Here is a 13,257-nt window from a genome sequence, read left to right as displayed (position 1 = left end):
CTGCGTAATGAAGCCCGCTACCGGGCTTTCTCATCAGTGTAAATTCAGCCAGCAGGTGGGATTTACACTGATTGAGTTAGTGGTAACCCTCCTCGTCATTGCCGTCATCGCGGTGACCGCCGCAGCGCGGTTTCAGGACAATACCGGGTACACCGAATATACCCTTCAGCAACGCTTAATTTCCTCGCTACGGCATATGCAATACCGTGCTATGCAGGATGACAGAGCGGGTTTTTGCTACCAGCTGGTATTCCAAAACGGCAGCAGTCCGGCATTTGGTCCGTCCACCAGTAATTATAGTGCCGGGCAGGAAAGCTCATCGTGCTCTCTTTCTATTGCGCTGCGCGCGCCCGATTACTTACAAGCCAACTCAGCCGAAATTAGCGGCGAAAGCGTCACTATGGCAACTCGGGAAGGCCGCGGACAAATTACCTTTATGGGCTTTACCAACCTTGGCCGTCCGTTAACTAACAATTTCAATTGTCTTTCCGGTTGTGAGGTAACCTTTACCGGTGCCGATACTGCGTCAGTGTGTGTGGAGCGGGAAGGCTTTATTTATGCGTGCTGACAGAGGCTTTACTCTCATTGAGCTGGTCGCCGGCATGGTGGTGTTCAGTATTGTGATTGTCATTGTGGTAAACCTGGTGATGTCACAGGCAAGCCGCAGCGTCGATCCTGTGGTCCAGTCCCGGGCCAGTCATCTGGCCGAATCCCTGCTACAAGAAATTATGCGGACGCGGTTTGATGAAAACTCAGCTGCGAGTGCGCCCGGGTCACGGTGTAATGAAGCTACGCCCTGCACCCCCAGCAGTGGGTTAGGGCCGGACAGCGGCGAAACCCGAAGTAACTTCGATGATGTGGACGATTTTCATGGCCTGAGTGTGAGTGGCTCCAGCATACAGGATAGCCGTGGCCAGGCGGTTTCAGCCGGTGGCAACGCAGCATTTGCAGGATTTGCGGTGGCGGTGCAGGTATTCTATGACGACAACCTTGATGGTGTGCGTGATGGGAGCGGCGCTTATACTGGGAATGTTAAGTTGGTCAGCGTCACGGTGACTACGCCCCTCAATGAAGCTATTTCATTTACAGCCCACAGGTGGAATCACTGATGGGAAGTAAAAATACCGGCTTTACACTGATTGAACTGGTGGCGGTAATCCTCGTGTTAGGCATCGTCGGCGTGGGGACAGGGAGCTTTGTCAGTAGCTCCATGCAGGTGTATATTGATGTTGTAACCCGCGACAAACTGTTAACGTCCTCACGATTCGCGATTGAAAGAATGGCCCGGGAGTTACAAGCGGCGGTACCGGGAAGCGTGCGAATAGGCGGGAACGCCAGCCAGCATTGCATTGAGTTCGTGCCGGCCCTGTTTTCGACGCATTATACCAACCTTCCCCTTCAGCCCAGTACCGACACCGTGGTGGATGCTGTATTTCCGGTAGATGCCCGGGGTAACGTATATGTGGTGCAGCCAGGCACCGCTATGGTGGTAAACCCTGAATCGAGCGCCGATGTGTATAACGCATCCAATAACAAGGTTCAGGAAATAACCCAGTGTCACGACGATGGCGACGGAAGCTGTGCTACCCGCGATGACAGCGACGACATAATCCAGATAACTGTCAATAGTGCCTTTGCGGGAGAGTCGCCTGATTCCAAACTCTACTTCGTGGATGGCTCAGTGAACTACTGTGTACTTAACAATACCCTGGTTCGCTTTGACAATGACATAGGGACTACCCAGGCCAGTGGCAGTCTGTCCTACCCCCGACTGACCACCAATGTCGTCAACACCTTATCAGCTAATCCGTCTCTGGGTGCCTCGGCTAGTGACCCCTTTGTTTACATTCCCGCGACCGCGGAACGTGACGCTGCGGTGCAACTGAGACTGCAGGTTCAGCAGGACCAGGAAACTCTGAACTGGCATAGGGAGGTACGTCTTGGCTACCGCCGGTAATTACCATCCGAAGGCCCGTCAGAGCGGCAGCATGCTGGTGATGTCGTTGTTTGTGATTATTGTGCTATCGTTGCTGGGCATTACGCTGGTCACTATGATCTCATCGGCCTCGCAATCGGTCGTGCATGATGTGGTCGGCACCCGCGCGCACATGGCGGCACGCAGTGGCCTGGGTCATATTGCGGCTACCGCGCTGCCGATTGGCGCTTCCCCCGCCACCTGCAACACCACCATTAATAGTTCGGCCAGTTTCACGAATATCCACGGCCTGCAGTTGTGCAGTTATCAGGCGCGATGCACCACGACGGTGGTGGATAACGGGGGCGTGAATTATCACCTGTACCGGTTAGAAAGTACCGGCCAGTGCCAGACCCGTGACGGCTGGGTTAGTCATACCGTCACCGACAGTGAATTCGTGCCTCAGTAACCGGCTATTTCTACGCCTTTTGGGGTGCTGTTTAGAACACCTGACGATATTTGAAAAAAACACCTATTTTTATTGCCTTAGCGCGGCTGTTTACTTGCTGAAAATAGCCCCCATTGTTAAAGTGTGTGAACGACCATCGACTTCACGCTGCATGCGCTATTCATTCATCTCCAGCTCGCGCGTGAGCACAGTTACAGGAATTAACTCTTCATGTTTAAAAAGCTTCGAGGCATGTTCTCTAATGACTTGTCCATCGACCTCGGAACCGCCAACACGCTGATTTACGTAAAAGATCAGGGCATCGTTCTGAACGAGCCATCCGTGGTTGCGATTCGCCAGGAGCGTGCTGCCGGCCCTAAGAGCGTGGCGGCAGTAGGGGCTGAAGCCAAACGGATGCTCGGCCGTACGCCTGGCAATATTCGCGCTATTCGGCCCATGAAAGACGGTGTTATTGCCGACTTCTACGTGACCGAAAAGATGCTTCAGCATTTCATCAAACAGGTACATGACAACAATTTTCTGCGCCCGAGTCCGCGCGTGTTGGTTTGTGTACCCTGTGGGTCGACCCAGGTAGAGCGTCGCGCAATTAAAGAATCCGCACTGGGTGCTGGCGCCCGGGAAGTGTATCTGATTGACGAACCCATGGCCGCGGCCATCGGTGCCGGCCTGCCGGTATCAGAAGCCACCGGCTCTATGGTGGTTGATATTGGTGGCGGTACCACCGAAGTCGCGATTATCTCACTGAACGGTGTGGTGTATTCTTCCTCGGTGCGTATTGGTGGTGATAAATTCGATGAAGCCATTATTAATTATATTCGCCGTAACTTTGGCTCGCTGATTGGCGAAGCCACCGCCGAGCGCATCAAACATGAAATTGGTGCGGCCTATCCGGGCGAGGAAGTGCGCGAAATTGAAGTGCGTGGCCGGAACCTGGCAGAGGGCGTACCGCGTGGGTTTATTCTCAACTCGAATGAAATTCTGGAAGCGCTGCAGGAGCCACTGACGGGCATCGTGTCTGCCGTTATGGTTGCCCTTGAACAATCGCCACCTGAGTTAGCCTCCGATATTTCTGAGCGGGGCATGGTACTGACCGGCGGTGGTGCACTGCTGAAAGACTTAGACCGACTGTTAATGGAAGAAACCGGGATCCCGGTGGTCATCGCGGATGATCCGTTAACGTGTGTTGCGCGTGGTGGTGGTAAAGCGTTTGATATGATCGACCTTCACGGCGGCGACCTGTTTAGCTACGAATAACAGGACAGGGCGACATTAAGTCGCCCTTTTTTCCAATATGGATACCATTTTCACTCGTGGCCCCTCACTGAATAACCGACTTGCGCTCGCAGTAGCCCTGTCGGTTTTGTTGATTTTTGTCGACCACAAGCTGGACGGCTTTAAGTCAACCCGTGTCTATCTGAATTCATTTATGAGCCCGCTGCAATACCTGGCCAATTTGCCCAGTGTACTGTTAAGCGAATCCGCGGAACGTCTCACCTCGCAGCAACATCTGATAGAAGAAAACAAGCGCCTCACCAACCAGGTGGTAAAAATGAGCGAGCGGCTGCAACGCTTTGAAATCCTGGAAAGTGAGAACGCGCAATTACGTCAGTTACTCGATGCCCCAGTGAGACCGCAGGTGCGGCGCATGGTGGGTGAACTGATGGCGGTAGATAATAATCCGTTTAGCCAGCAGGTGGTGATTAACAAAGGCGCTATCGATGGCGTGTACATGTCACAATCGGTGCTGGATGACCGCGGAATTGTGGGGCAGGTGATGGAAGTCGGCACCACCAATAGCCGGGTGCTGCTGATATCGGATCTCACCCACGCCATTCCGGTGCGCTCGGTGCGCAATAATATTCGTTTTATTGCCGCCGGCAGTGGGTCGCTGGACGAGCTGTTTCTGGAGCATGTGCCGCATAGTGTGGATGTGAGGGAAGGTGATTTGCTGATGTCTTCCGGTCTCGGCAAGGTGTTTCCGGAAGGCTATCCGGTAGCGCGGGTGACCGAAGTGGTGCGTGATGAAAGCCGCCCGTTTGCCCGTGTTAAAGCACGGCCGCTGGCGCGGTTAAATCGGTTGCGTTACATGTTGCTGTTATGGCCACATGAGAATGAGTCCAAGTCAGAAAACACCACCGCGCCGGTCAGCGACACCGCGCAAGAGGACTCGCCGTGATAGTAAAAACCCGTCATTACGCTATTTTCTTTAGTATTATCATCGCGCTGGTGCTGCAAATCATGCCGCTACCCATTCAGGTTGATATGTATCGTCCTGACTGGGTGCTGATTGTGCTGGCTTACTGGGCCATGGCACTTCCCCACCGGGTCAATGTGGGCATTGCCTTTCTGTGTGGCATCGCCCTGGATATTCTGCTGGGTACGGCGCTGGGCATCCACAGTCTGGCGCTGAGCGTCTCCGTGTATGTACTGGCAGCGAATTATCAGCGTCTGCGCAACTACTCTGTGTGGCAGCAGGCCATCATTATCGGCTTGCTCAGCGCCTTGTATCATTTAGTGGTGTTCTGGCTACAGCATTTGCTGACCGACGTATACTTTCAGTTTGCCTATTTATGGCCGGTGCTCACGTCAATGGTATTGTGGCCCTGGATCTTTTGGATTTTGCGTAAAGCAAGACGCCAGCTGCGTGTAACCTGAATCAGGAGTGTGGAATGTCAAAATCGCTCATACTGGCCTCGGCGTCACCCCGCCGCACAGCCTTACTCAACCAGCTAGGCATTGCGCATACGGTCAGACCGGTGGACATCGATGAATCCCGGCAGGGTGAGGAAAGCCCGCTCACGCAGGTGACCCGGCTGGCCAGCGAAAAAGCCCGGGCAGCGTTTGCTTTGCTGGATGACGACGAGCAGACAAACCATGTGGTACTGGCCTCCGATACGTTAATTGCCCTGGATGGCGAAAGCCTGGGCAAACCCCGGGATTTGGCCGACAGCCGGCGTATGCTGCAGGCTCTCTCAGGACGTACGCATGATGTGCTTACGGCCATCAGTGCCCGTGACTGCAACGAAGAGGTTACCGAATGTATTCGGACCAAGGTGGAATTTGCTCCCCTTACCGATGAGGATATTGTGCGCTACTGGCAGACGGGTGAACCGTCAGACAAAGCCGGTAGCTATGCTATCCAGGGCATTGGCGGACAGTTTGTTAAAGCTATCGAAGGCAGTGCCAGCGCTGTGGTCGGCCTGCCACTCTATGAAACCCGGCTCTTACTATCACGCTTTGGAGTACAGTTGTGAGTGCAGAACTGCTGATAAACGTCACACCATCGGAATCCCGTGTTGCTCTGATAGAAAACGGCATTCTGCAGGAAATTCATGTTGAGCGGCACACCAAGCGTGGCCTGGTGGGGAATATCTATCGCGGCAAAGTGTCCCGGGTGCTGCCCGGTATGCAAGCGGCCTTTGTCGACATCGGGCTGGATAAAGCGGCATTTCTGCACGCCTCCGACATTGTGATCCACAATGAGGTAGTAGAAGAGGTCTCGGCCAGTCACATTGAAAAGCAGGATATCCGTGAGCTGGTCAGAGACGGTCAGGATATTGTGGTTCAGGTGGTCAAAGATCCCATTGGCACCAAAGGCGCCCGGTTGACCACAGATATCACCATCCCGTCACGTTACCTGGTATTTATGCCCAGCGTGACCCACGTGGGTGTCTCCCAGCGCATCGAAGATGAAACTGAGCGGGATCGTCTGAAAGCCCTGGTCCAGGAACTTTGTGACGAAGCAGGTGGGTTTATCTTACGTACCGCCGCCGAGGGCGTCAGTAAACGGGAACTTACCCAGGATGCGGAGTTTTTACGCCGGTTGTGGAATAAAATTCAGTCACGTCTGAAAAAGCGCAAGTCCAATGTCCTGTACGAAGATTTACCGCTGGCCCGGCGGGTGCTGCGGGACTTTGTCGGCACCGAGCTCGACCGGATCCGCATTGACTCCAAGCTCTCCTATCAGGAGCTGGATGAATTCACCAAAGAGTACGTGCCGGAGATGAACGGCAAGCTGGAATACTACCGCGGTGACCGTCCCATCTTTGACCTTTACGATGTGGAAAACGAAGGGCAGCGCGCCCTGGAACGGCGGGTAGATTTGAAATCCGGCGGCTACCTGATTATCGATCAGACCGAGGCCATGACCACCATTGATATTAATACCGGTGCGTTTGTAGGGCACCGTAATCTGGAAGAAACCATCTTCAACACCAATACCGAAGCCACGGCGGCTATCGCCAGGCAGCTACGGTTGCGGAATCTGGGTGGCATGATCCTTATTGATTTCATCGATATGGTGGAACCGGATCATAAACGACGGGTCTTACATAGTCTGGAGGTTGCCACCAGTAAAGACCGCGCCAAAATCAATATCCATGGCTTTACGGCGCTGGGTCTGATTGAAATGACCCGCAAGCGCACCCGCGAAAGCCTGGAACATATCCTGTGCGGTGAGTGCCCGGTGTGCAAGGGGCGGGGCACGGTGAAAACCGTAGAAACCATCTGTTTTGAAATCATGCGTGAAATCGTGCGGGTGAACCGGGCGTACGATGCCGATAAGTTCGTGGTCTATGCCTCTCCCAAAGTGTCGGAAGCGCTGATGGGCGAAGAATCACACATGCTGGCGGAACTGGAAGTCTTCGTTTCAAAGCAAATCAAAGTGCAGACCGAACCCCTGTACAACCAGGATAAATACGACGTAGTCATGATGTGACGATAGAAGGCGAAAGGTGACTAAACTAAGCACAGTGACAACCTGGCTGGTTAAAAAGTTGTGGCTGACCCTGGCCGCACTGCTGGTGCTGTTTGCTGTATTGCTCAGCGTCATGCGCTACGCACTGCCCCATATAGAGCACAAAAAATACCTGCTTGAAGACTACGTAAACCAGCGTTACGGGGTAGACCTGTCGATAAACAGTGTCCACGCCGTATGGCAAAGCAACGGTCCCAGCGTAGTACTGAATAAGGTTGAACTGGCCAAAAGCGCCTCCTCGCCGGTCGCGCTGGAAATCGATGAAGTGTATGTAGAGCTGGATTTCTGGTCCTCGCTGGCCCAGCAAGTGGTTTCCTCCCGGCGCTTCGAACTGGTAGGTCTGAAACTTGATATTGACGCCGAACGTCTGGAAGGGGCATCGGACAGTGATTACCCGGTAGTCGACGCCCTGCAGCATTTGTTTCTTGAACAGCTCCAGCAGTTTTCTCTGCATCAGGGAGAGGTAACGCTCACCCGTAACGGTAAACCCCAGACCTTTGACCTGGAAGCCTTGTCGTGGATTAACCAGGGCAACCGCCACCAGGGGCGCGGATCTATTCAGGTGCGGGATGTCTCCAGTAATTCGGCCTCGTTTCTTCTCGACCTTTACGGTGACAAGGACAATCTCGAGGGTCTCTTCTATGCGAAAGCAGAAGATTTGGATATTTCGCCGTGGGTCAGCGAGTGGCTGAAAATTCAGCGGCCACTCTCGCAAAGCCGGGCCAACTTCGAAGTCTGGAGTGAAGTAAAAAACAGTGCGTTAAGCCGGGTGCACGTGAACTTCGAGCGCAGCTTGCTGGAATGGAGCGGCGAAACCGGCAACGCGGTGTATACCGGGGTCCGTGGCGGGAGTATTCAGGCCTTACCGGTGAACGATGACTGGAACTTACGGGTCGATCAGCTCATTCTGGACTCCAACCGGCAGACGTTAGTGACTGATTTAGTGGGGAAGCTGTCTCCTGATGGCGAACTGTTGCTGAATACGGTGAAGCCGGTGGCTATCAATCCGTTTTCTATGCTGCTGCCACTGTTCAGCTCCGATACCAGCGTAGCGCAGGTAGATGCTATGCAGCCCGAGGGGCAGCTGGCCACGCTGCAGTTACAGTGGACACCGGCCGGACCCGCCGTCGCGGCTAAGTTACTGGATGTATCCTGGTCGCAGGCAGAGCTCATTCCGGGCTTATCGTCACTGGATGTGGATGTGTACTGGTCTCACAATCAAGGCAGTATTCGTCTGGCCAGTCACAACAGCACGCTGGAAACCGACAACCTGCTTAGTGATAACCTGAGCGTGGATAAGCTGAGTGCCGATATTTATGTGTATGCCGCGGGGGAAGGAGATGAGCGCGCGTGGTGGGTGGAAACACCAAACCTGTCGCTGGAAACCAATAAACTTTCCTTACACCAGCAAGCACGCTATGACGTGCAGTCAGGGGCGCTGCAAAGTATCACCCAGGTTAATCCGCTGGCACTGAATGAAGTAGGCAATCTGCTGCCTGAGCCACTGATGGGAGAGAAAACCACCGCGTATTTGCGGGATGCGTTCGTAGGCGAGGGCAATATCGAACATGCCCGTATTCTCTGGGATGGCCAGGCCAGTGACTTTCCCTTTACCGACAACAGCGGCATCTTTCAGGCCATTGTGGGGATCAGCGATGCCGATTTTCAGTTCTCCCCCGACTGGCCCGGCCTGACAGCGCTGGACTTATCACTGAAGTTTGAAAATGACGGCCTGGTAATTGCCAGTTGCAGTGGAAAACTGCAACAGGTGGATGTGACAAACATGCGGGCGGAAATACCCACGCTGAGTGCGTCGTCCACCCTGACCATTGATGCAACCGGCACAGGCAGTGCCGAAGACGTGACGGCACTGATGGTGAACTCCATGCTGCGGGACTCGTTAGGCAGCCTGTTGACCGACAGCCTTCAGGTAACCGGCGATCTCACTACGTCACTGTCGCTGGCTATCCCTTTTAACGGGGATAAACCCATAGCCCGTGGCACGGCAACGCTGAACGATAACAATATCTACGTGGTCCCCACACAGATGGCATTTACGCAGGCTAGCGGCGACATTCACTTTAATAACGACAAGGTGGAGTTTTCCGGCCTGCAGGCAAAATTGCTTGAGCAGCCGGTGACGCTGGAAATGGATGGCTACGGCGAAGATGACCGCTATATGGTTGCGCTGGGCTTACAGGGGAAATGGTCGGTGGCACCGCTGAGTAACCGCTTTAACCCGGCGCTGGGCAATTATCTGGGCGGGGAAAGCGACTGGCAGGCACAGGTCAGCCTGCAGATCCCCAAGGACGGATTCTCCTACACTGCCACGGTTACCGCACCGTTAACCGGTATTGGGTCGGCACTACCTGCGCCATTTAATAAGCAGGCGGGTCAGCCGATGATGCTCAGTGTCAGCAGCGAAGGAAACCAGCACACCTCGACCATTGCGGCCAGTCTGGGTGAACAAGTGCGGTTCGACGGCATTCTGCCTCATCAGGAGTTCCAGTTTTCCCGTGCGCATCTGGCCCTGGGTAATTCTGATTTCGTCGGCTTAGGCGTGGGATTCAGTATTTCTGCCGTGCTGGATAAAATTGATGTGGGCAGCTGGTATAAAACTATCGAGATGCTGATTGGTGGCAGTAGTGAGGGTGAGGGCGGCTTGTTTGGCGTGCCGGAGCGGATTTTTGCCAACACCGGTGAATTGACATTCGCCGGCCAGACCCTTAACGATGTGGCAGTGACCGCCAAACAGGTAAACAACAACTGGCTACTGGATGTAAATGCTGAGCAGGCCAGAGCCACGATCAACCTCTATGACCAATGGCTGCAGCGAGGTATCGAAATTGAAGCGGACTACCTGAGCCTGGCACAGTGGGAAAGTAATGAAGATGCCACAGCGCAAAGCTGGAATGCAGATACCTTGCCGCCCGTCTACTTTCATTGTCAGCAGTGTAGCTTATTGGGCCGGGATTTAGGGGAGGTCACCCTGGATGTGACCCGGGCACCCGATGGCATGATTGTCCGTCAGGCGAAAGCCGAGGGCCGGCACGGCACCCTGCTGGCCAGCGGTAAGTGGCTGTTCAACAACCATGTTAACCAAACACATATGACCGGCACCCTACGCAGTGACGATGTGGGGGCGATGTTAAGTGAGTACGGTATCGACTCAGGTATCAAAGATTCCGAAGCCGACATCGACTTCGACCTTCACTGGCCGCAGTCGCCAATGGATTTCACCCTGGCATCGGTTACGGGCGATATCCACTGGGGACTGACCGATGGCTACCTCACGGAAATCAGCGATCAGGGCTCACGAATTTTCACTTTATTCAGCCTGAACTCGCTGGTGCGGAAACTGAGCCTGGATTTTAGGGATGTGTTTGCCAAAGGGTTTTTCTACGACGAGATGGGTGGTTCGCTGACCATAACCGATGGTAAAGCGTTCACCGATGACACCGAAATTGACGGTGGCGCGGGTGAGATAGAAATTCAGGGTTACACCGACCTGGTGGCAAAAAAATTGAACTACAACGTGTCGTTCGCGCCCAACGTTACAGGGAATCTTCCCTTCCTGGTGTACTTTTTAGCCACACCACAGACGGCGCTGGCGGCACTTGCTATTGATCAGGTGCTTACCTCGGCAAAAGTGATTTCGAACGTGAATTACCACGTTACCGGCACCATCAGTGAGCCGGTGATCAACGAGATTGGCAGAGACAGCAAAGACATTGAGTTGCCTGCCAAAGCCACACCGCCTGCCCAGGAGCAGGGTGCGCCGCTGAACGAGGATGATTTACAACGATTTAATATGGAGGTGCGGGATGGTAGAGCTGGTAGCGATACAAATGACATCGACGCCTGATGTGCAGGAGAACCTGGATGCGGTAGCCACGCATCTGGCCCAACTGGAACCCCACAAGGACAGGCTCGTGGTGCTGCCCGAGTGTTTCGCCCGGTTTGGTTGTCGTGACCGCGATCAACTGGCGATAGCAGAAGAACAGGACCAGGGGATTATTCAGCAACGTTTGTCAGAGCTGGCCCGAGAGCACCAGTGCTATATGGTATCCGGCACCTTTCCGATGCAGTCAGATGAAACGGATAAGTTCGCGGCTTCCTGTCTGTTGTATGGCCCGGAAGGAGAGCGCGTTGCCGCATATCAGAAAATTCACCTGTTCGATGTGTCAGTGAATGACAGTACCGGGTCGTATCAGGAATCCCGGTTTACCAAGCCCGGTGAGCACGTAGTGGTGGCCGACACACCAATTGGCAAAATCGGGCTGGCGGTGTGTTATGATGTACGCTTTCCCGGGTTGTTTGAAGCCATGGGCGACATAGACATACTGGTGTTGCCTGCTGCCTTTACACAACATACCGGCGAGGCCCACTGGCATACTCTGGTTCGTGCCCGCGCCATTGAAAAGCAATGTTTTGTGGTCGCCGCGAATCAAACCGGCGTCCATGCAAACGGTCGCGAAACCTTTGGTCATAGTGTCATTTACTCTCCGTGGGGCGATACTCTGGCGGAGCTGGGCGAAGCAACGGGCATTGCCCGGTGCCAGGTAGATATTAGTGAGCGGGAGGAGCTGAAACAAAACATTCCCGTGCAAGCACATAACCGATTCAGGAGTCATTTTGTCTAATAACGTTGAACGCCACCTACTTACCGATTCCGGACTGGACACTCAGGCACTGGAGAAGGCGCTGGGTCAAATCCACCGTCACGATACCGACTTTGCCGATTTATACTTCCAGTCGAGCCAGCACGAAAGCTGGGTGCTGGAAGATGGGATCATCAAAGAGGGCAGTTACAACATTGAACGCGGGGTAGGTGTGCGTGCCATCAGCGGCGAGAAAACCGGCTTTGCGTATTCAGATGACATCAACCCTGACGCACTGGCGGACGCCTGTAAAGCGGCACGTACCATCGCGCCGGAAGGCGGCAGTGCAAAAGTGGCCTCGCTGCAACGAGGCAGTTATCCGGCACGTTATCAGTCAGACAATCCGATTCTGGCTATGCAGGATGCGGAGAAGATCGCCTTACTGAAAACCGTAGACGGGTATATTCGCCGTCAGGAGCCCGGGATTAATCAGGTAGTGGTCAGTCTGAGTGGCGTGTACGAAGAAGTGCTGGTGGCGGCCAGCGACGGCACCCTGGCCACCGATGTGCGCCCGCTGGTGCGCCTGAATTGCTCGGTGTTGCTGGAGAACGGTGATCGCCGTGAACGGGGCAGCGCCGGAGCCGGTGGTCGTTACGCGTATTCCTTCTTTACTCAGGATGACAACGGTAAACCCTACTACGAGCAGCTTGCCGACGATGCGCTGCACATGGCGCGGGTAAATATGCAGGCTGTAGCGTCTCCTGCCGGCACCATGCCGGTGGTACTGGGTAATGGGTGGCCTGGTGTGTTGTTGCACGAAGCCGTGGGCCACGGCCTGGAAGGTGACTTCAACCGCAAAGGCGCGTCTACTTTCAGCGGCCGGATGGGCGAACGGGTGGCTGCCAAAGGCGTCACAGTGGTGGACGATGGCACCCTGGCAGACCGCCGCGGATCACTGTCGGTGGATGATGAAGGCACCCCCACCCAGCGTAACGTGCTGATAGAAGATGGCATATTGACTGGCTACATGCAGGATAAGATGAATGCGCGGCTGATGGGCGTGAAGGCGACCGGTAATGGCCGCCGGGAGTCTTATGCGCATCTGCCTATGCCGCGCATGACCAATACTTATATGCTGGCTGGCCAGCACGATCCGGCAGAAATTATTGCCAGCATTGATAAAGGTATCTACGCGCCGAATTTTGCCGGCGGTCAGGTGGATATCACGTCAGGAAAATTTGTGTTCTCCAGTGCCGAGGCATACCTGATTGAAAATGGAAAAATTACTGCACCGGTTAAAGGCGCCACGCTGATTGGCAATGGCCCTGAAGTCATGCAGAAAATATCCATGATTGGAAATGATGTCGCGCTGGATAAGGGTGTGGGCGTCTGTGGTAAAGATGGTCAGAGCGTCCCGGTCGGCGTGGGGCAGCCCACGTTGAAAATTGACGAACTCACCGTCGGCGGTACCGCCTGATAGCAAAAAAGGCTTCTTCGGAAGCCTTTTTTTGTGGCC

12 protein-coding genes are annotated in these 13,257 nt (G+C 54.4%); all 12 read left to right on the top strand.

Annotated elements, in window-relative coordinates; all coding sequences use genetic code 11:
- Positions 1-7: 7 nt before the first annotated feature.
- The 12 genes from OCL06_RS08765 (at position 8) to tldD (ending at position 13,218) form a co-directional block, all read left to right on the top strand.
- The gene (locus OCL06_RS08765) at positions 8-568 is read left to right on the top strand and encodes a prepilin-type N-terminal cleavage/methylation domain-containing protein (protein ID WP_262993556.1); all 561 of its coding nucleotides are present in this window, start codon (positions 8-10) and stop codon (positions 566-568) included.
- Positions 558-1,109 (top strand): prepilin-type N-terminal cleavage/methylation domain-containing protein, encoded by a 552-nt coding sequence (locus OCL06_RS08760; RefSeq protein ID WP_262993554.1) that lies wholly within the window; start codon positions 558-560, stop codon positions 1,107-1,109. The genes OCL06_RS08765 and OCL06_RS08760 overlap by 11 nt, the downstream gene beginning before the upstream one ends.
- Positions 1,109-1,957, top strand: coding sequence for a type II secretion system protein (locus OCL06_RS08755; protein WP_262993552.1), 849 nt, complete (start codon positions 1,109-1,111; stop codon positions 1,955-1,957). The genes OCL06_RS08760 and OCL06_RS08755 overlap by 1 nt, the downstream gene beginning before the upstream one ends.
- Positions 1,941-2,384 (top strand): type II secretory pathway component, encoded by a 444-nt coding sequence (locus OCL06_RS08750; RefSeq protein ID WP_262993550.1) that lies wholly within the window; start codon positions 1,941-1,943, stop codon positions 2,382-2,384. Before OCL06_RS08755 ends, OCL06_RS08750 begins: the two co-directional genes overlap by 17 nt.
- Before the next feature lie 210 nt (positions 2,385-2,594).
- Complete coding sequence (locus OCL06_RS08745) at positions 2,595-3,638, top strand: rod shape-determining protein (RefSeq protein WP_218309325.1); 1,044 nt, start codon at positions 2,595-2,597, stop codon at positions 3,636-3,638.
- A 37-nt stretch (positions 3,639-3,675) separates the two neighbouring features.
- Positions 3,676-4,560, top strand: a complete 885-nt coding sequence (mreC, locus tag OCL06_RS08740; protein ID WP_262993545.1) for a rod shape-determining protein MreC — start codon at positions 3,676-3,678, stop codon at positions 4,558-4,560.
- Positions 4,560-5,039, top strand: a complete 480-nt coding sequence (gene mreD / locus OCL06_RS08735; protein WP_373318467.1) for a rod shape-determining protein MreD — start codon at positions 4,560-4,562, stop codon at positions 5,037-5,039. Before mreC ends, mreD begins: the two co-directional genes overlap by 1 nt.
- Positions 5,040-5,053: 14 nt before the next feature.
- Positions 5,054-5,638: a Maf family protein gene (locus OCL06_RS08730; protein ID WP_262993541.1), complete on the top strand. Its 585-nt coding sequence runs from the start codon at positions 5,054-5,056 to the stop codon at positions 5,636-5,638.
- Positions 5,635-7,101, top strand: coding sequence for a ribonuclease G (rng, locus tag OCL06_RS08725; protein ID WP_262993539.1), 1,467 nt, complete (start codon positions 5,635-5,637; stop codon positions 7,099-7,101). Before OCL06_RS08730 ends, rng begins: the two co-directional genes overlap by 4 nt.
- A 16-nt stretch (positions 7,102-7,117) precedes the next feature.
- Positions 7,118-11,005 (top strand): YhdP family protein, encoded by a 3,888-nt coding sequence (locus OCL06_RS08720; RefSeq protein WP_262993537.1) that lies wholly within the window; start codon positions 7,118-7,120, stop codon positions 11,003-11,005.
- Complete coding sequence (locus OCL06_RS08715) at positions 10,965-11,783, top strand: carbon-nitrogen hydrolase family protein (RefSeq protein WP_262993535.1); 819 nt, start codon at positions 10,965-10,967, stop codon at positions 11,781-11,783. Before OCL06_RS08720 ends, OCL06_RS08715 begins: the two co-directional genes overlap by 41 nt.
- The gene (gene tldD, locus OCL06_RS08710) at positions 11,776-13,218 is read left to right on the top strand and encodes a metalloprotease TldD (protein ID WP_262993533.1); all 1,443 of its coding nucleotides are present in this window, start codon (positions 11,776-11,778) and stop codon (positions 13,216-13,218) included. Before OCL06_RS08715 ends, tldD begins: the two co-directional genes overlap by 8 nt.
- The last annotated feature ends 39 nt before the right edge of the window (positions 13,219-13,257 follow it).

The organism is Alteromonas salexigens (assembly GCF_025628895.1).
Classification (GTDB): Bacteria; Pseudomonadota; Gammaproteobacteria; order Enterobacterales; family Alteromonadaceae; genus Alteromonas; species Alteromonas salexigens.
Note: the sequence above shows the minus strand (reverse complement) of the source record. Positions and strands in the feature narration are given on the sequence as shown.

Bases quoted from the DNA above. Each gene is read 5' to 3' on its own strand.
- OCL06_RS08760 (WP_262993554.1), top strand. From the start codon at position 558: ATGCGTGCTGACAGAGGCTTTACTCTCATTGAGCTGGTCGCCGGCATG.
- OCL06_RS08745 (WP_218309325.1), top strand. From the start codon at position 2,595: ATGTTTAAAAAGCTTCGAGGCATGTTCTCTAATGACTTGTCCATCGAC.
- OCL06_RS08765 (WP_262993556.1), top strand. From the start codon at position 8: ATGAAGCCCGCTACCGGGCTTTCTCATCAGTGTAAATTCAGCCAGCAG.
- OCL06_RS08715 (WP_262993535.1), top strand. From the start codon at position 10,965: ATGGTAGAGCTGGTAGCGATACAAATGACATCGACGCCTGATGTGCAG.
- OCL06_RS08755 (WP_262993552.1), top strand. From the start codon at position 1,109: ATGGGAAGTAAAAATACCGGCTTTACACTGATTGAACTGGTGGCGGTA.
- mreC (WP_262993545.1), top strand. From the start codon at position 3,676: ATGGATACCATTTTCACTCGTGGCCCCTCACTGAATAACCGACTTGCG.
- OCL06_RS08730 (WP_262993541.1), top strand. From the start codon at position 5,054: ATGTCAAAATCGCTCATACTGGCCTCGGCGTCACCCCGCCGCACAGCC.